16 protein-coding genes and 1 tRNA gene are annotated in these 17,260 nt (G+C 40.2%); 5 read left to right on the plus strand and 12 right to left on the minus strand.

All coding sequences use genetic code 11. The annotated features are described in order from the left end of the window. Nucleotides 1-40: 40 nt before the first annotated feature. Together IT6_RS00120 and IT6_RS00125 are read left to right on the plus strand one after the other, a co-directional pair. Complete coding sequence (locus IT6_RS00120) at nucleotides 41-1,294, plus strand: exo-beta-N-acetylmuramidase NamZ family protein (RefSeq protein WP_206826682.1); 1,254 nt, start codon at nucleotides 41-43, stop codon at nucleotides 1,292-1,294. Between the two features lie 21 nt (nucleotides 1,295-1,315). Next, nucleotides 1,316-1,669 (plus strand): type II toxin-antitoxin system RelE/ParE family toxin, encoded by a 354-nt coding sequence (locus IT6_RS00125; protein ID WP_206826684.1) that lies wholly within the window; start codon nucleotides 1,316-1,318, stop codon nucleotides 1,667-1,669. A gap of 17 nt (nucleotides 1,670-1,686) precedes the next feature. Here IT6_RS00125 and mdh read toward each other — a convergent pair whose 3' ends face one another. Then, on the minus strand, nucleotides 1,687-2,610 hold the full coding sequence (mdh, locus tag IT6_RS00130; protein ID WP_134439191.1) for a malate dehydrogenase: 924 nt from the start codon (nucleotides 2,608-2,610) through the stop codon (nucleotides 1,687-1,689). 99 nt (nucleotides 2,611-2,709) lie between these two features. Between mdh and IT6_RS00135 the strand changes: the two genes are divergently transcribed. Next, entirely contained in the window at nucleotides 2,710-3,882 is a 1,173-nt protein-coding gene (locus IT6_RS00135) for a hypothetical protein (protein ID WP_242524238.1), read from the plus strand. Here the strand turns inward: IT6_RS00135 and IT6_RS00140 are convergent. From IT6_RS00140 to nadD, 8 genes are all read right to left on the minus strand, one after another. Beyond that, nucleotides 3,879-4,280 (minus strand): YidH family protein, encoded by a 402-nt coding sequence (locus IT6_RS00140; RefSeq protein WP_134439192.1) that lies wholly within the window; start codon nucleotides 4,278-4,280, stop codon nucleotides 3,879-3,881. The genes IT6_RS00135 and IT6_RS00140 overlap by 4 nt on opposite strands. 64 nt (nucleotides 4,281-4,344) lie before the next feature. After that, a complete protein-coding gene (locus IT6_RS00145; RefSeq protein ID WP_242524239.1) occupies nucleotides 4,345-5,508 on the minus strand; it encodes a pyridoxal phosphate-dependent aminotransferase in 1,164 nt (387 codons plus the stop codon). Between the two features lie 36 nt (nucleotides 5,509-5,544). Further along, complete coding sequence (locus IT6_RS00150; protein WP_134439194.1) at nucleotides 5,545-6,714, minus strand: nucleoside-diphosphate kinase; 1,170 nt, start codon at nucleotides 6,712-6,714, stop codon at nucleotides 5,545-5,547. 60 nt (nucleotides 6,715-6,774) lie between these two features. Then, complete coding sequence (gene tsaD / locus IT6_RS00155) at nucleotides 6,775-7,830, minus strand: tRNA (adenosine(37)-N6)-threonylcarbamoyltransferase complex transferase subunit TsaD (protein WP_206826692.1); 1,056 nt, start codon at nucleotides 7,828-7,830, stop codon at nucleotides 6,775-6,777. A 37-nt stretch (nucleotides 7,831-7,867) separates the two neighbouring features. Next, complete coding sequence (locus IT6_RS00160; protein ID WP_134439196.1) at nucleotides 7,868-8,806, minus strand: UDP-glucuronic acid decarboxylase family protein; 939 nt, start codon at nucleotides 8,804-8,806, stop codon at nucleotides 7,868-7,870. 79 nt (nucleotides 8,807-8,885) lie between these two features. Further along, on the minus strand, nucleotides 8,886-9,917 hold the full coding sequence (locus tag IT6_RS00165) for a potassium channel family protein (RefSeq protein WP_134439197.1): 1,032 nt from the start codon (nucleotides 9,915-9,917) through the stop codon (nucleotides 8,886-8,888). A 23-nt stretch (nucleotides 9,918-9,940) separates the two neighbouring features. Then, a complete protein-coding gene (rsfS, locus tag IT6_RS00170) occupies nucleotides 9,941-10,387 on the minus strand; it encodes a ribosome silencing factor (RefSeq protein WP_206826701.1) in 447 nt (148 codons plus the stop codon). Nucleotides 10,388-10,491: 104 nt separating this feature from the next. Then, a complete protein-coding gene (gene nadD, locus IT6_RS00175; RefSeq protein WP_134439198.1) occupies nucleotides 10,492-11,103 on the minus strand; it encodes a nicotinate-nucleotide adenylyltransferase in 612 nt (203 codons plus the stop codon). Between the two features lie 88 nt (nucleotides 11,104-11,191). Here nadD and IT6_RS00180 point away from each other — a divergent pair. Together IT6_RS00180 and glpX are read left to right on the plus strand one after the other, a co-directional pair. Next, nucleotides 11,192-11,265, plus strand: a tRNA-Pro gene (locus tag IT6_RS00180). Nucleotides 11,266-11,394: 129 nt separating this feature from the next. Next, nucleotides 11,395-12,489: a class II fructose-bisphosphatase gene (glpX, locus tag IT6_RS00185; protein WP_242524240.1), complete on the plus strand. Its 1,095-nt coding sequence runs from the start codon at nucleotides 11,395-11,397 to the stop codon at nucleotides 12,487-12,489. Between the two features lie 15 nt (nucleotides 12,490-12,504). Here glpX and IT6_RS00190 read toward each other — a convergent pair whose 3' ends face one another. From IT6_RS00190 to IT6_RS00200, 3 genes are all read right to left on the minus strand, one after another. Beyond that, entirely contained in the window at nucleotides 12,505-13,356 is an 852-nt protein-coding gene (locus IT6_RS00190; RefSeq protein WP_134439200.1) for a rhomboid family intramembrane serine protease, read from the minus strand. An 89-nt stretch (nucleotides 13,357-13,445) separates the two neighbouring features. Beyond that, nucleotides 13,446-15,026 carry a Do family serine endopeptidase gene (locus IT6_RS00195; protein WP_242524241.1) on the minus strand — a complete coding sequence of 527 codons (1,581 nt, stop codon included), beginning with the start codon at nucleotides 15,024-15,026 and terminating at the stop codon, nucleotides 13,446-13,448. Nucleotides 15,027-15,122: 96 nt separating this feature from the next. Next, nucleotides 15,123-17,204, minus strand: a complete 2,082-nt coding sequence (locus tag IT6_RS00200) for an ATP-dependent DNA helicase RecG (protein WP_206826715.1) — start codon at nucleotides 17,202-17,204, stop codon at nucleotides 15,123-15,125. Nucleotides 17,205-17,260: the final 56 nt, after the last annotated feature.

Here is a 17,260-nt window from a genome sequence, read left to right on the forward strand (position 1 = left end):
TGAAACACTGTTCATTAAAAATAACCAATAATGCATTTTTATGAGAACTTTGTTAGCGATCTTTTGTCCTTTCCTTATTATACTTTCCATTTATCTGGGTGATTTGCAAGCTGTAGTCATCGATTTGGGTATTGATGTGCTTGTAGAAAATCATTTTCATGGATTGGAAGCAAAAAGAATTGGTTTAATTACAAATCGTTCAGCTGTCAATAAAAATGGAATTTCTACTATAGACTTATTTTTTCATTCTCCACAAGTAAAACTTGTGGCTTTGTTTACTCCAGAATACGGTCTATATGGTTTAGAACCCATGAAGAAAAATGGTTCTTATGTGGATTCTCAAACCAACCTTCCTGTGTATCCTTTGATTGGCGATGACCTCAAGCCGACAGCTGAGATGCTTCAAAATGTTGATGTGCTTGTTTTTGATTTGCAGGATATAGGTTCAAGGAGTTTTACTTTTTTGAGTACAATGGGCCTTGCCATGGAAGCTGCAGCCGAAAATGGCAAGGAATTCTTTGTTCTGGATCGGCCTAATCCTCTTGGTGGAGAACGTGTTGAAGGAATGCCTTTTGATAACCATTTCCGATCTTTTTATAGCGAATGGGATATTCCGTATATTCATGGGATGACTCCTTGTGAAATTGCTGTAATGATCAATGGAGAAAACTGGATTTTTAAAAAACCCAAGCTTACGGTTGTGCCCATGAAAGGATGGGATAGATCGATGCTGTGGAAGGATACGGGGCTTAGTTGGTATCCACCTTCTCCTTATTTGCCAAACGAAGAAAGTCCTTTTTACTTTTCAATCAGTTCTTTTTTAGGAATAAGCCCTGAAATCGACAATGGAATAGGAACAGCCTTTCCCTACAAATTCATAGGAGCTTCTCGAATCGATCCTTATTTTTTTTCTCGCCAGATGAACAAAAGAAAGATTCCCTTTTGTTATTTCAGACCTATTTTCTATTGGTCTTTTTTCGGAAAGTTCCGGGATAGAATGCTTGGAGGATGCCAGATACATATACAAGATTTTTCTAAGGTAAAACTTGTGGAAATAGGACTTCATTTACTCCAGGAATTAATGATGGAGTTAAACCAGGAACCTTTGGCTTCTCTCAATGCAGATCAAATGGAATTTTTCGATAGATTTTGTGGCACCGATGAGATTCGACGAGGTTTTCTTTCTGGCAAAAGAATACAAGAAATTGTTGAAAGTTGGGACTCTTACATACAGAATTTTAAAGAAAAAAGAAAGAAATACTTATTGTATTCTTCTCAATCTCCAACACAATGAGTTAGCTTTTATTTTACTCCTATGCAAAGTGATATAGAAAGTTTGTTTGAAAAGAGGATAGAAGAAAGAAAACCTTTTCAGATAGTTTTTAGCCATCAAAGCGAACAGGATCTTTCCCAACTTTCAAAATCCGTCCAATTCCAAATTCTTGACGGGATAGAAAACTTGCCTAAGGCACTAGCCATGCCTGACTCGGATTGCATTGGAAAGGCAGAAAGAGACAACCGGATTATTTATCGGTTTCGCTATAAAGAATACAGGATATATTTTGAGAAGACTGACTTTGGAATCCTGATTCACCGGATACTTCTTAAAAATACCCTTGCGGATTTTCTTTTCCGTTCCAATTTGGTCTTTTCCGAAACGAACGCTTGACGATCCTTTAGCTGTATCTAAAAGAGATTTAATTTAGCAACGTTTGCAGCGACATGTCGTGCACTTTCCTGAAGTGCTTCCAACTCGTCTTCCGTAAGGGGAAGTTCGATTATTTTTTCAACGCCATTTCTCCCAAGGATTACAGGTACTCCAATATATTGACCATTAACCCCATAATGACCCTCACACCAGGCAGAGCAGGGTAAAATCCGTTTTTGATCTTTAACAATGCTTTCAACCATTTCCAATATGGATGCGGAAGGGGCGTAGTAGGCACTGCCTTTTTTAAGAAGCTTAACTATTTCAGCTCCTCCTTCCCGGGTTCTTTTTATCAACTGCTCTATTTTTTCTTTTGAAAGAAAATGTTCTATCCCAACACCCGATACCGTGGCAAATCTAGAAAGAGGAACCATTTCATCCCCGTGTCCTCCTAAAACCATTGCTTGAACTGCTTGAGGGGCTATATCCAGCTCGGATGCGATAAAATAACGGAATCTGGCAGAATCCAAAACTCCAGCCATCCCCATGACTCTATGCTTTGGAAGTTTTGTTTTGTGAGCGATAAGATAGGTCAAAACGTCTACTGGATTTGAGACGACAATAACCAAAGCATTTTGGGAAAACCTCTGGATATTTTCGGCAACATTACTTGCTATTTCGGCATTCCTATTGAGAAGGTCGTCTCGGGACATTCCAGGTTGCCTGGCCAACCCACTGGTTATTATGAAAATATCTGAATCTTTGCAATCTTCGAACCGGTTTGTCCCTACGATCTTCGATTCGATACCGAGTATAGGGGCTGACTCCATCATGTCGAGGGCTTTCCCTTGGGGCATATCCTCGATGATGTCATAAAGAAAAACATCTCCTAAGTTTTTTTCCCAAATTCTTTGTGCTGTCGTAGCTCCAACAAATCCTGCTCCAATAATGGATATTTTCATTTTGTCTATTTAACTCCTTTGATTCTCTTTTTCTATTGTACCTTAAGATCTTCGAAAAAATGCATTTGAAAAAATTTTTAATTACCACAAATTTTTTTAGTGCCTTTCTGGATATGTAACTTATTGCTTTTCCTTTTTTTTCTTTCTGCACAAACACTGAAAAGTCAATTTCTATCTGATGAGGATGTTTCTATCAAGGAAAAAGACCTAAGAGAAATTTTCCAATCACCTATCCTTTTTTCCGACAATTATCTCTATCAGAATTCTAAAACGAAAATTTCTTCTTATGTTTCTACAGGAGATTCTTATTTAAGCTCTTCAGGAGGAAAAAATTTTCAACTCATTGAGGATCAAGACGGTTATGGGGTTATCCTTGAAAGTAATCCCTCTGATCAGCTCTCTTTTGTTCTCAATCCTTCTGCATCGATTCAAAATGTAAATCCACTTAATGGCACTCAATCGACCATTTTTACATTTGGTTCTATTTCTCCCTTACTCAATAATTTTGATGCCGCAAACTCCGCTTCTCTTTCCTGGAAACTTGATAATTTTACAGCCAAGGGATGGATCAACCAGTCTTCTATATTCAACAACTGGCAAACTTATAATGTAATGACAGAAGGGTTCGGAACGGAGCTTTCTTATAAAAGCCAGCAGCAAACGCTCTTTTCTATTTCCTTGAGTAATAATCTCAATAGGTATGGAATGATGATTCCGGATTGGTCTTATATGTACAGCCAATCGGACTCTTTGTGTGCACTCAGAGTTGAACAGCCCATACACAATACACCCCTAACGCTCTGGACCGAAGGCTCTTTTGACAGAGCGACAGCCCTTAGCGGTTTTGAAACAACAAACTATAGCTATGGTTGGACGCTACCGAGTGTAAAAGGGGGGCTAAACTGGGTTGTCAATTCAAAAGGCTACGTTTCTATAGGAGCTAGCTCTTCCAAACTGCTCTTTAATCAAGGATGGGGATACGAAAATTTTAGCGATCTGTTTGGAGAATGGAAACAGTCGGTTTCATCCAAAGCTACTTTAAATTTTGGAACAGATTTCCAGGATTGCAACTATACCGCAGGTTCTCAAGAACTGTTATACACCGACCAGGGGAGCCGACTCTATATTTCTTTTGGACCTCAAGTCAAACTGTCCAAAGATTTTTCGGCCAGGTTGGATATGAAGTATCTATTGGGTGAACCTGACCTCAAGTATGAAGCTTTACAGATTCCTAATCGGTACTTTATTTTCAGTGTTCAGGGTAAATTCTAACGTGTTTCTGCAGAAAACATGACATTTTTGCCCACTAGGAAAGCGAGCACAAGTCCACTTAGTCCGATTAGTATTCCCAATGCAACGTTTATCCAAGCTTTTTCAGCTATAAAAAGACTGTTACTATCGATCTGTTTGGCATTCAAAAAAAAGCGCACAGAGGCGGTCAGTATAACCAAAACACCTAGAGCCATGAATACAAATCCCATCCAAGGCACAAAAGGATCAAAGAACCGGGAGTTGGATTGTGGATTTTTTTCAAAAACAACACTGATGTAATCAAGAAAAAGAGTGAATTTCTCGACAAGAAAACCAAAGGCCATAATGGCTATACCCGTTCTGATCCAGGCTAAAAAAGTCCTCTCGTTAGCCGAATGATCGCCAAAATTTTTTATCATCGGAGTTCTCACCCTCAGGTGGGTTAAAATGATGGGTGGAAGAATCTTTTCATACCAAAACCATTTATAGTCTTTCTATAAACCGGCGAAATCGTTCCAAGCCTGTTTTAATTCTTTCCATATTCGTCGCATAGGAAAGCCTGATTGACTGGTCATCTCCAAAAGCAATTCCAGGAACTACAGCTACTTTTTCCTCTTCAAGCAACCTTTGAGCAAAATCCGTAGAGCTCATCCCGGTTCGAGCTATATTGATGTAAACATAGAAAGCGCCCTGGGGTTTTGCATAAGAAATTTTGGCTATACTCGAAAGGGTTTTAATGATGTATTCCCGTCTTTTTTTGTATTCTTCAACCATGCTTTCGACACAGTCTTGAGGGCCTTTGTATGCAGCAAGCGCTCCCTTTTGGGCAAACGAAGTTGCATTGGAGGTCATATGACTCTGCAATGAAATGATCTGTTTTGCTGCCCATGGAGGGGAAGCCGAATAGCCAAGCCTCCAACCCGTCATTGCATAAGTTTTGCTAAAGCCATTAACCGTAAAGGTAAGATTGTAAATTTCTTTGCTGAATGAAGCGATACTGTAGTGGGTTAAATCATCATAAATGAGCTTTTCATAGATTTCATCCGAAAGGATGAGAATATCTTCTTCGAGAGCTACATGGGCGAGGGCTTCCAATTCTTCCTTCGAATAAACACTGCCGGTGGGATTAGAAGGGGTGTTGATGATAATCATTTTTGTTTTAGGAGTCATCGCCTCTTCAAACTCTTTGGGTGTGATTTTATATCCATTTTCAGCTTGCGTTTGAACGATAATAGGATCAGCTCCTGCAATCTTGACCATTTCGGGATAACTCACCCAATAGGGAGCAGGAATAATCACTTCATCACCGGGATCAACCGTAGCAAGAATGACATTAATACAGGCATGTTTAGCCCCGCAACTCACATTAATCTGCTCTGGACTATATTCCAGGGAGTTATCTTTTTTCAGTTTTTCACATATAGCCAATTTTAATTCAGGTATACCTGAAGAGGGCGTGTAGCGGGTAAAATTGGCATCGAGGGAGCCCATCGCAGCGGCCCTGATGTGTTCGGGAGTATCGAAATCGGGCTCTCCAGAAGTGAAGTTGACGACGTCTTCCCCTTTTTGAGCCATAGCTTTGGCTTTGCTATCCAGTGCAAGAGTAAGGGAAGGGCTAATCTTCCGAACTCGAGATGAAACTTCCATAATATTTTCCTTGTTTTTGCTTTTAAAATTTAAGAGTTAGGCTTCGTAAGCTTCTTGTATTAATGAGATAAAATTATTCTGCTGCATATTCAAAATTTTTATCTCTCTTTCAGCATTCTCAGGGGAATCTGAGGCATGAGCAGCATTAACCATGATGCTTTGACCAAACTCTCTCCGGATGGATCCCGGAGGAGCTTTAGCCGGATCAGTGGGGCCAAGAACTTCTCTTACTTTTTTTACCGCATCGATCCCTTCATATATTAAAACGATACATTTTTCTTTTCCTGGCATTTTTTTCTGGATCGGTGAACAGTCCTTGGGATTGATACCGGTCATGAATTTAACGATCGAGTTAAATTGTTCTTCGGCATAAAGCGGGCCAATAAGATTACCGAGTTCTTCTTCTCTAGAAGAATCTATCTTGATGCCTAAAGCGGATTCAAGAAGTTCCTTGGCTTTTATGGCAGCTGGCTTTTTAAGTTTCTCCTGAAGAGCCACCCTCACGGGAGCATAAAACTCCTCTGCTTCTGCAACACTCATATGATGAACCTTGATAGCCGATATCGACAGTTCGGTTCTCGAAAACATGTCAATAACATATCCCGGTCTTCCGCTGGGAAAGCGAAAGTTATCGGGTTTTAGAATTACAACCGCTCTTTGATGGCCAGGCTTATTGTAAGTAGGAAGGATATGGGAAAGGATTCCTGAATCTTGATTGTAATATCTTTTCCAAAGAAGGAGCTTTGCTTTGGCTTCTTCAACAGAAGGAGGAGCAAGGACAGCCGGTTCAAAATATTTTACCGAACCGTCTCGATTGAAAATAAGATCTCCAAAGGTATCTCTGATTGTTTCTCCTCCTTTGCTTCGGTTGCGAAGGTTGCCTACAACTTCTCGAGTTTTTGCAACGGCATTTTCTCCCTTGAATAGCAATACCATCACCCGTTGACGTTCCCCCGTTTGAGGATTAGGCATGTAATTCTCAAGGACGTAGTCTCGAATGAGTTCTTGAATTTGTCTGTCTTGGGGGTCACTTTCGGTAACGATCATTTTAGAGTATTCGAGAACAAGCTCTGGACTTGGCGAATACATAGCTGCCCCAGCTAGTTCAAGGGAACTTTGAGAGAGCAATCGTGAAAGAATAACCCCTGTTCGTGATTTGTATAAGGTATAGGGATTTATAATAACATAACTGAGTTCTTGTGCCATAGACTTTCTGAATCGTTGAGGTTCTTCAAAATTTTATGATTATTTTATTATTTTGTCCTGTCAAAATCTGTTTATCATGGTCTCTGTTTTGAAATCAAACAATGAAAAATTAGGATTTACATCGAAACTTTTAGTTATCGGCAAACCTAAAGCATAGAATAGCGCCCCTACAAAAGCAATCATCGCGGCGTTATCTGTACAAAACTTTTTTTCGGCAAACAGTACTTCTATTCCTTTTTCAAAAGCTTTCTTTTCGAGAAGTTCCCGAATCCTTTTATTGGCAAGTACTCCTCCTGATGCTGAGATGAGGGGTAAGGAAAAGCTCTGGGCTGCAGCGATCGTTTTTTCTTGAATGATTTTTGCGACAGTCTCCTGGAAAGAAGCGCAAACATCGAACAGGAATTGTTGGTTCTGGTATAACATTGCTTTGTTTTTTTCTAAAAAAATTTTTACCGCTGTCTTAAGACCGCTAAAGCTAAAATTAAAGTTATTTTTTTCCATTAGACTCAATGGGAAAGTATGGGCATGAGGATTGCCTAATTGAGCATATTTTTCGATTTCTGGGCCTCCGGGATAGCTTAATCCAAGAAGTCGGGCAACCTTGTCGAAGGCTTCGCCGGCTGCATCATCTATGGTTGAACCGATTTTGTGATAGTCTCTGGGACCATCAACCCGAGCTAAGAGAGTGTGACCTCCACTTACAATGAGTCCAAGGAAAGGAAACCTTAGCTTTTGTTCCCTTTCAATAAAAGGTGAAAAGAGATGTCCTTCCAAGTGATTTATACCAAAAACGGGTATTCCCAATCCAAGGGCAAGTCCTCTTGCAAATGAGTTGCCTACAAGTAGTGAAGCCATGAGTCCTGGTCCTTCTGTTACAGCTATAGCTTGTAGTTTCTCTAAATTTAAACTCCCGCTACTGATCATGTCTTTGAGAAGAATGGGAAGATTTTTAGAATGTTCTCTGACTGCAAATTCGGGGACTATGCCTCCAAAAGGTTTGTGTAGAGGGGCTTGGGTAATGCATCGGCTGTCCATAATTACGTTCTTTCCCCCAATATTCTCCACGACAGCAATAGCGGATTCATCACATGAAGACTCGATTCCGATCCAGAGCATAGAAAAATTAGTTGTTAATATTAAAGGATGTAGAGATTTATTTTTTTAGCCTTTCTTTAAACCATCGGATGGTTATTTTTAATCCTTCTTCAAGATCAACACAGGGTTTCCAGCCTAAAATCCTCATCGCTCGGCTAATATCCGGCTTTCTTTGCTTTGGATCATCAACAGGAAGAGGTTCAAAAATAATGTTTTCAGCTACTCCGGTCAATTTGCATATCATTTTTGCAAATTCAAGAATGGTCATTTCTTTGGGATTCCCTAAATTAATCGGTTCATGGTAGTCTGAGTGCGCAAGGGCATATACTCCATCAATTAAATCTGAAACATAACAGAAACTACGCGTTTGTGAGCCATTTCCGAAAACGGTTAGGGGCTTGCCTTCGAGGGCTTGAGAGATGAAAGCGGGAACCACGCGCCCGTCTCTTAATCTCATGCGTGGTCCAAAAGTATTAAAAATTCTAACAATATAAGTCGGAATTTTATGGACCCGATGATAAGCCATAGTCAAGGCTTCAGCAAATCTTTTAGCTTCATCATAGACCCCTCTAGGTCCAATAGGATTGACGTTCCCCCAATAGTCTTCAGATTGGGGATGAACAAGAGGATCACCATAACATTCAGAGGTAGAGGCTAGACAGAATGCACTGTTTTTACCCTTTGCCATTCCTAAAGTTCGGTATGTTCCTAAGGAGCCTACTTTTAATGTTTGAATGGGTAACTCCATGTAATCGATAGGACTTGCAGGTGAAGCAAAATGGAAAACAATGTCTACTTTTCCTGGAATATTCAAATATTCAGTGACATCCTGGATAATCAAATCAAATTTGGAGTCATGCTTAAGATGTTCAAGGTTGGCAAGGTTACCTGTAATAAGGTTGTCTATGCCAATAACTCGATAATCCGAAGCAAGCAGTTTATCAACCAAATGGCTGCCTAAAAAACCTGCGGCACCTGTAACGACGGCAACTTTCATAAAATTCAATTTTTTAAGGATAACCTTTTTTCTTTATTTTCCAAAAGAAGATTTTTTGATGTAATAAAAGTTTTGAAAATTAGGAAAAGAGAGCTGGGTTTGCTATTTCTAGAAGTTTATGAAGATTTTCTCGACTTCCCAGTGCGATGAGTGTCATTCCTGCGCTAAGAATCGTTTGGCCTCCAACGTTATGAATCCAAGTTCCATTTGGAAATTTACAGGCTAGAATAGTTACATTGAGATTGTTGCGAATTTGAGATTGGGCAAGGGTCTGTCCAACAAGGGAAGAAGAAGGAGAAATGAAGATCTGTTCAACAACAAGTTCTTTTCCCTCCACGTTGGCAACTTCACAGAAAAAATCAGCCACTTCGGGCCGAATCAACATAGAAACAATTCTCCACGCCGATACTTTCTGGGGCAGAAGAACATGGTTCGCTCCCGCTTTGATGAGTTTATCCTCGAAATTCCTGGAAGAAGCTCGGGAGACGATTTGAATAGAAGGATTAAGAAATCTTGCAGTCAACACGATCAAAATATTTTCTTTGTCTATGGAGGTAACTGCAGCTAAACCTTGTGCTTCTTTTATTTTTGCCTCGACTAATATTTCTTCATCCGATCCACTCCCCAAAATAGCGAGTTCCCCTAAGGCATTGAGATGGGATATTTTTTCCGGATCAGTATCAATGATCACGTAGTTTTTCCCTTCGGCTTTTAACTCTTCAACAACATATCGACCCGTCCGACCATAACCACAAACTATAAAATGGTTTTTTAACTTGCGAATCATTTGCATTCTCCGCTTTCTTTCAAAATCCTCTTTCCATTCCCCGGAGGAAAAATAGGCTAGAGCCGTAGAAGCAGAATATCCCGCTAAGCTAACCCCACTGGCAATAAGAAAAATGGTAAATATTTTTCCTGCTGTGGAAAGGGGCACGACTTCATTGTATCCTACCGTACTTAGGGTAATTACTGTCATGAAAATGGAGTCGAGAAAAGAGATGTTTTCAATAAAGTGGTAGCCTAAAGTACCAATGAGGAGAAGAAAGCAGAGGATAAGGAAAGCGATTTTAAATTTTTTCGAAGAATTTTTAGTATAATGGACAGCGGACAACGATTGGACCTCTTAGCTTAGAATTACATTACTGGGGCATCCCCCCAAAGCTTTTCCAATTCATAAAAGGCTCTTTCTTCTTCCATAAATACGTGGACAAGAACTGGCCCATAATCGATGATCACCCAATGGCTTTGAGGTGAACCTTCGATATGGAGGGGATTGAGATGAAATTCTTCCCGTATCTTTTCTTCTAGTCCAAAGGTTAGGGCTTTCAAGTGGGGTTCGGAAGTGGCCGTACAGACAACAAAGAAATCGACAAAAGAGGATATTTTTCTTAAGTCAAGGATAATTGGGGCAATCCCTTTTTTTTCAAGAATGATCTTCTTACAGCTTTGTGCAAGAGACAAAGTTTCCTCTTCATTTGGAGCAATGGGGGAAGACTCAGTAGGGTATGAAGCTGTTTTAAGTTTTTGAGTAAGGATGTCGATAACCCCCTTTTTATTCCTGACCGCTTTTCTTTGGCTCATGAAATGAACTTATTGGTTATGTTGGTTTTCTTACAACCAAAAAAGGCGTCTTCAATAAAAGAGCAGAGCTAAAAAGAACAAAGTCTAGTTTTGATCTAATAAGACTATTTCTCATGAGCAATTTTATTAGGTATATAAATCGAATGTTTTTTAATATAATTGAAAACCGCTTCAGGCAAAAGATGGAAAAACGGCAAATCTTTTTTAACTCTTTCACGAATTTCCGTAGAAGATATATCTACATAACGAATTTTTGGCAAGGGAATAAGATAATCTGTTTTTTCGAAAGGATAATTAGACCTAGGGACGACGATAAATTTAACGATTTGAATCAACTCCGCATAATCTTTCCAACGGGGAAGGCCAGCTATTTGATCAGAGCCAATGATCCAGAAAAGTTCCGCTTGGGGGTATAGCTTATGGAATTGCTTTGCTGTTTTTATTGAATAGGAAGGAGCTGGGCTTTGCACTTCAAATGGGCAAACCTCGAAGTTTTTAAAAGGTTCTATGGCAAGCTGGATCATTTCTAGCCTTTCGTGGCCCGTAGCTTGAGGATTTTGCTTTTTAAAAGGAGAACGGGAACAGGGCATGAAAATAATTTTGTTTAATGGAATCTGTTCAAGACAATCCATAGCACTAATGAGATGGCCGTAGTGAATTGGATCAAAGCTGCCTCCAAATATTGCCAGACGTAGAGAAGAGGATTTCTTTATCATAAAGAAAGCAATTAAATTATAATTGACAATTTAGTTGTAAATCGGATTTGTTAGTCATTGATTTATTTCTGTGCTTAAAAAAGAGAAACGGGCCGTGGCGCAGCCTGGTAGCGCGCTTGCTTGGGGTGCAAGAGGTCGCGAGTTCAAATCTCGCCGGTCCGATAATTTTGTCTTTTCTGTTTTATTTTATTTCCCATTTAACTATCTTTTACCTATTAATTCATTATATTCATTTGATTTTGTTGTTTAGAAAAAATCCCAATACTTTTTCTTCATTAAGCTATGAAAACCATGGAAAGCAACCAAGTAGAAAATTATCCGGATATTGAGAGAATTATTCAGTTTGATTTTGTTCGTGCGACAGAAGGAGCGGCATTGACGGTTTATAGGTGGTTAGGTCGAGGAGATAAAGAAAAAGCTGATGCTGCTGCTTCGGATGCTATCCGGGGTATGTTTGATCTCATGGATATTAGAGGAGAAGTGGTCATTGGGGAAGGTCTTAAGGATAAGGCTCCAGGCATATTTAAGGGCGAAAAACTTGGAAAATGGAGTCCCCAAGCTCCCCTATACGATATAGCTGTTGATCCCATAGATGGGACGACCAATGTGTCCAAAGGAACCGGAAGCTCTTTATCGGTTATTGCTGCTGCTTCCCCTGAACCCGGCGTGGAATGTGCTCTTTTAGATATTCCTTGTTTTTATGTCATGAAGCTTGCTTATGGACCACAAGTCAAAAATTATATCCGTTCCTTGGGAGTGGATTGCCTTAAGCTTACAAGTCCTGTTGATGAGCTTCTTCCTATCATAGCTCGAGGGCTTAGAAAAAGACTGACCGATCTTGTTGTCTGTGTTCTAGATAGACCGAGGCATGAAAGACTCATTAAGGAAATTAGGTCAATGGGATGTGCTCTGCGCTTAATTAGTGATGGGGATGTGACGGCAGCAATGTTACCTTCTATCCCTGGAGGAAGCATAGATGTTTATATTGGAATCGGGGGTGCTCCAGAAGCCGTGCTCGCAGCAGCGGCAATTAAATGTTTAGGGGGAGAAATCCAAATTATGATCTGGCCTAAGGATGAACAAGAAAAGCAATATTTAATTGAGCAAGGGTGGGGAGATCGATTGGATCAAATTTTTTATACAGATGACTTGGCTAAAGGGGGCAACATTATTTTTTGTGCAACGGCGATAACAGATTGCCCAGGAATTCCAGGAGTCCGATTTACGGACAAGTATGCGATTACAAATTCTCTTTTAATGAGGGCAAAGAATAGAACGATTAGAAAAATAGAAACTTACCACAACCTTAACTACAAAACGATTCGATTGCATAGCGAAAAAGGGGAAAAATGGGTGAGCGTACCCAAATCTGAAGTGTTCCTTTAAAGCTGACTTTATCTTTTATTTTTTCTGGTCTTTTCTCAACAGAGCTATTCTTGCTTTTTCTAATGCCGCTCGTTCGGATTTGGTTAAACTGCTCATCCCCTTTTTGGCGATTTTATCTAAGATCGCATCAATTGCTTCATCTCCTTCTGTTTTTTTCTTAAAAAGAGAAGCAGATTCTTGTTCTTTAGATTTTTGGGGTTTCCGTATAGGGATTTTCAATCTGGCGGGAGAAAGAAAATGGGAAATATTTTTTCCATAGATGGAATAAGCCGCAATAGCTACAGAGCACCAACACCAAAAGAGATGCATCCAGGATCTGGAGGCGATATCGATCAAAGAAAAGAGGGCAAGAAAAATGATTGCAACCCATTTAGCTCGAATTCCCAAAAAGAGTTCCGAGGAAGGGAACAAGCAGGTGAAGGCGATAAACAGCGAGAAATGAATCAAATCTGATCCATTCATAATGCCGCTCAAGGTGGGATTTATAGCGGCTAAGCCTAGAGATAAAACAGCGGGTAAAAATATCAGAGAAAAGTAAAGCAATAAATATTTTAATCTACCCACAGCATGTTCGACATCGTGGCCAAACCAATAAAGGACAAGCATATCTAAGGCGAATGCTAGGGAAGGAGTATGAATCCAAGGATATGTGAAAAGCTGCCAAATCTTGGTGTGAAGAAGAACAGACCGGGTGTTGAACGAAAGTTCAACAAACCAAGAAGAAAAATCAAATGCAGCAGCGAATACCCCTATTATAAAAGTAAAACAATGAATGATGATGATAAGACCAGTTAAGTAAACGGGTCTATTTTTAACCCAAAAAAGGGGTTCGCCGCTCTGTTCATTGAACCAGTACGGCATGTTCATAATGTTGCTCAATATCTTTGTTTGGTAAACAATCTTTTTCTTTTTTTAATAAATTGTAAAGATACATTTAAATTCTCAAGGTAATTTTTCTAAGGCTTAAGCATCACAAACATCTGGTTGTTGCCTCTCTGGAGGAAGACGGCTACGCTTTCAGAGGAGGGAATCTCCTTTACCAGTTTTAGAAATTCAGCTACGGAATGGATTTTTATGGGAGCGCTACCAGGTCTTCGTATTTCTTCGATCACATCCCCTGGGTAAAGGATATCGAAAGCGGGATATCCTCCTTCAACATCTACCAGATAAATACCATTTGCTCGTGGACTTAAAGAAAGCCTAGCTCGCAAAATAGGATCTAAATCGACTACGTGAAGTCCACCAAAAACGTTTTGAAGGTCTCCTGTGACGGTGACCTTCCATGAAGGGTTCCCTCCAGATTCATCTGGAGAAGCACTGCTAATATTGTCAGGTTGTTCGGTAATTTCAACAACGACTTGGTGACGTTGACCTTCCCGGTAAAACACAATGGGAATATTACTACCAGCGGGAGACTGGGAAACTGCAATTCTTAATTCGGCAGGATCTTTAACGGGTAGGTCGTTATAGCGAACGATTATATCACCTCTTTGTAATCCCGCCTTGAAAGCCGGAGAATGAGGTTCAACTTTGGTAATCAGGGCTCCTTCGGAGTTAGGTAGGCCAAAAATCTGTTGTAGATCTTCATCTACTTCCTGGGTTTCTACGCCTAAAAATCCACGTATAACCTTGCCTTTTGCAAGAAGACTAGCGTAAGCGAATTTTGCAAGCTTGCTAGGAATAGCAAAACCAATACCATTGGATCCTCCGTTTCCGGAATAAATCGCAGTATTGATTCCAACCAGTTCTCCTTTGACATTAATTAATGCCCCTCCCGAATTGCCCGGGTTGATGGCCGCATCGGTCTGGATAAAATCCTCGTAACTTGTGGAAGAAAGAGTGGGATTCCTACCCTTGGCACTGACTATACCTCGGCTAACCGAACCAGCAAGTCCAAAAGGATTGCCCACGGCAAAAACTTGTTCTCCAACCTGCAAAGCATCAGAGTCCCCCCAATTGAGAATCGACAAATGTTGAGCCGAGATTTTAAGAACAGCCACATCTGTTGGAGAATCGATACCTAGAAGCTTTGCTTCGTATCGACGTCCATCATAAAGTTGAACTCGGATTTCCCTAGCGTTTTTGACAAGGTGAGCGTTGGTAAGAATGTTCCCATCTGAACTTAAAATTATGCCTGAGCCGAGTGATGTTTCTTCATCTATGGGAGATTTTTTCCAGCTTTTCCTTTTTTGTTTTATATCTTTTGCATTGCCTTCTTCCAGGTCAATGGAACCCTCCACGGGTCGAGCAGAAAAGATGTTGACCACGGCTGGTAAGGTTTGACCAATCACTCTTACGTATTCTTCATTCAGAGTCTCAAGGAGATTGTGGCGAAATACTCCTATTTCTGTAGGATGAACGGGCAGGGCTCTGGCGACTGGAATTTCTACGGGCGTGGGTTGAACAGGTTTAGGGGGGCTTGTTGCAGGTTTTATAAAAAAAAATATGGAAAGGCCAAGAAGAAGGCCGACAAGCCCAGCAATTAAGAAACCAGAAAGGGTAAGGATAAAATCTTTATTTTTTGTTCCCCAGGGCATAAAAAACATAGGCAATGTTTTACAGCTGTAATAATATTATAATAATGGAGTTTTTTTATTGTAGAAAAGACATTATTCATTTAATCCCATTTATTTTTATGTTTCGAATAGATTGAGATTTTCTTCTTTGAGATATTTACGCAGTTTTGGATTGAGGGAAAGATCGGGATCTTCTGAAATCAATTTTAGGGCTTGTTGTCTTGCTTTGAGTAAAAGGTTTTCTTGGGCTATGGGATCAGCGGTAGTATAGTTATGTTTTCCGCTTTGAAGAGGACCAAAAAACTCACCTGGTCCTCTTAGTTTCATATCCTCTTTTGCAATTTCAAATCCATCTTTAGAAATTTCCAATATCCTTAGTCTGTTTCGACATTCTGGACTTTGTTTATCAGCCATCAGGATACAATAAGAAAGCCCAGGACCCCTGCCTATTCTTCCTCGGATTTGATGAAGTTGGGCAAGCCCAAATCGATTAGCTCCAAAAACGAGCATTATGCGAGCGTTGGGGACATCTATTCCAACCTCTATGAGAGAGGTGGCGGCCAAAAGGCTGATTTCATTCTTTCTAAATGACTCGAAGACCAACTCTCGGTCTGAAGGGGTCATCTCACCATGGACTTTACCCAACAAAAACCCCTTAAAAATCTTTTTAAGTTCTTCGTAGCCCTTTTCAAGAGAAAGCAGCTCAGGATCATTCGATTCATGAATGGTGGGAAAAACCACATAAGCCTGATGACCCTGGCGGAGTGATTTCTTCATGAATTCCCAGATTTTTGGCAGGGCTGCAGAGGAACGTATAACCGTTACAATGTTTCCTCGATTGGGAGGAAGGACATCAAGAATAGAAAAGTCAAGATCACCATAGAGAGATAAAGCCATAGTCCGTGGTATGGGGGTGGCCGTCATGGTTAAGATGTCGGGATAGAGCCCCTTTTTGGTCAGTGCGTTGCGTTGTTCTACTCCGAATTTATGCTGTTCATCAATGATCACAAGCCCCAGGGATTGTGGATCAAAAGAGCGAAAAAGCAAGGCATGTGTACCGACGAACACTTTTCCGGGAAAAGAATCTGAAGGGAAAAGAAAGGGCTGTTCATTATGAATAGAGTTATTTTGAGCTTCTAAAGGCTGGGTTTCTTGCTTTTGGCCAAAATCCCTACTCACATAAAAAAGGGGAATGCGTAGAGGGCTAAGCCATTTTTTTAAAGTAAGATAATGTTGGCTTGCTAAAGCCCCAGTAGGAGACATAAACAAAACATTTTGTCCTCTTTCGACGGTTTTAATCGCTGCATAGACAGCAATAAGAGTTTTTCCAGATCCGACATCTCCTAGTAGAAGCCTGTTCATGGGTGTAGGGAGTTCTAAATCCCTGTTAATTTCTTCGATAGCTTTTTTTTGAGCTGATGTGAGATCGAAGGGAAGGGAAGAAAGGAAAAGGGGACAAAGAGAGAAACGTTGGGGAGGTCTTTGTTTTTTTATTGTAGCCCGATTTTTTTTCCTATAAGCCATTCGAAGCTGTTCAACGAAAAATTCGTGATAAGCAAGACGGTCTTTACAACTCTGAATCTGTTCGAGATTATCTGGGAAATGAACATTTTTTAGGGCAAAGCCCAGAGTGGGCAGGCTAAGATCAGTGGGTAAAGGATAGGGATCGGCAAGATTAGGGCTGATTTTTAAAAGTTGGCAGTAAATAATCTGTCTTAAGATTTTTTGTGAAAGACCAGAAGTCGTGGAATATATAGGGACGATCCGGCCCATATTGAGGGATGATTTTAAAGGAGGTTCTTCTTCAAAAGGTTCGATTTCTGGTTGCCACATGGTCCATTTTCCCTTGTAAATCCGTAATGTTCCAAAAACGGCAACTTTTTTCCCCAAAGCAAGATATTCGGGTATCATTTTCCAGAACCAAATGCAGTTGAGCCTTTCAGAGGGGTTATCTAAAGACAGAAGAATAGCTTTGATAATCTCCCTGGCTTTTAGCCTTCCTTTTTTAACGTCGATGACCGTAGCCTTAAACAGGATATTTTCATTTCCATAGGCAACAGAGAGCGGTTTTTGCACACTGCGATCTTCGTAACGAAAGGGCAGGTATAGAAGGAGCTTCTTTAGGGATGAAATACCCAGTTTTTCAAGAAGATGGGCTCTTTTTTGGCCTATACAATCGAGTTTTGCCAATTCATTCATCTTAACAGCTTTTAATGATCGGCCTAAAAAGTAAGCTGAATATCTTTGCTATTTTA

This window comes from Methylacidiphilum caldifontis (genome assembly GCF_017310505.1).
GTDB lineage: Bacteria > Verrucomicrobiota > Verrucomicrobiia > Methylacidiphilales > Methylacidiphilaceae > Methylacidiphilum > Methylacidiphilum caldifontis.

Coding starts and splice junctions, on each gene's coding strand:
- IT6_RS00120 (WP_206826682.1), top strand. CDS start 41: ATGAGAACTTTGTTAGCGATCTTTTGTCCTTTCCTTATTATACTTTCC.
- IT6_RS00125 (WP_206826684.1), top strand. CDS start 1,316: ATGCAAAGTGATATAGAAAGTTTGTTTGAAAAGAGGATAGAAGAAAGA.
- mdh (WP_134439191.1), bottom strand. CDS start 2,610: ATGAAAATATCCATTATTGGAGCAGGATTTGTTGGAGCTACGACAGCA.
- IT6_RS00140 (WP_134439192.1), bottom strand. CDS start 4,280: ATGATAAAAAATTTTGGCGATCATTCGGCTAACGAGAGGACTTTTTTA.
- IT6_RS00145 (WP_242524239.1), bottom strand. CDS start 5,508: ATGGAAGTTTCATCTCGAGTTCGGAAGATTAGCCCTTCCCTTACTCTT.
- IT6_RS00150 (WP_134439194.1), bottom strand. CDS start 6,714: ATGGCACAAGAACTCAGTTATGTTATTATAAATCCCTATACCTTATAC.
- tsaD (WP_206826692.1), bottom strand. CDS start 7,830: ATGCTCTGGATCGGAATCGAGTCTTCATGTGATGAATCCGCTATTGCT.
- IT6_RS00160 (WP_134439196.1), bottom strand. CDS start 8,806: ATGAAAGTTGCCGTCGTTACAGGTGCCGCAGGTTTTTTAGGCAGCCAT.
- rsfS (WP_206826701.1), bottom strand. CDS start 10,387: ATGAGCCAAAGAAAAGCGGTCAGGAATAAAAAGGGGGTTATCGACATC.
- nadD (WP_134439198.1), bottom strand. CDS start 11,103: ATGATAAAGAAATCCTCTTCTCTACGTCTGGCAATATTTGGAGGCAGC.
- glpX (WP_242524240.1), top strand. CDS start 11,395: ATGGAAAGCAACCAAGTAGAAAATTATCCGGATATTGAGAGAATTATT.
- IT6_RS00190 (WP_134439200.1), bottom strand. CDS start 13,356: ATGAACATGCCGTACTGGTTCAATGAACAGAGCGGCGAACCCCTTTTT.
- IT6_RS00195 (WP_242524241.1), bottom strand. CDS start 15,026: ATGCCCTGGGGAACAAAAAATAAAGATTTTATCCTTACCCTTTCTGGT.
- IT6_RS00200 (WP_206826715.1), bottom strand. CDS start 17,204: ATGAATGAATTGGCAAAACTCGATTGTATAGGCCAAAAAAGAGCCCAT.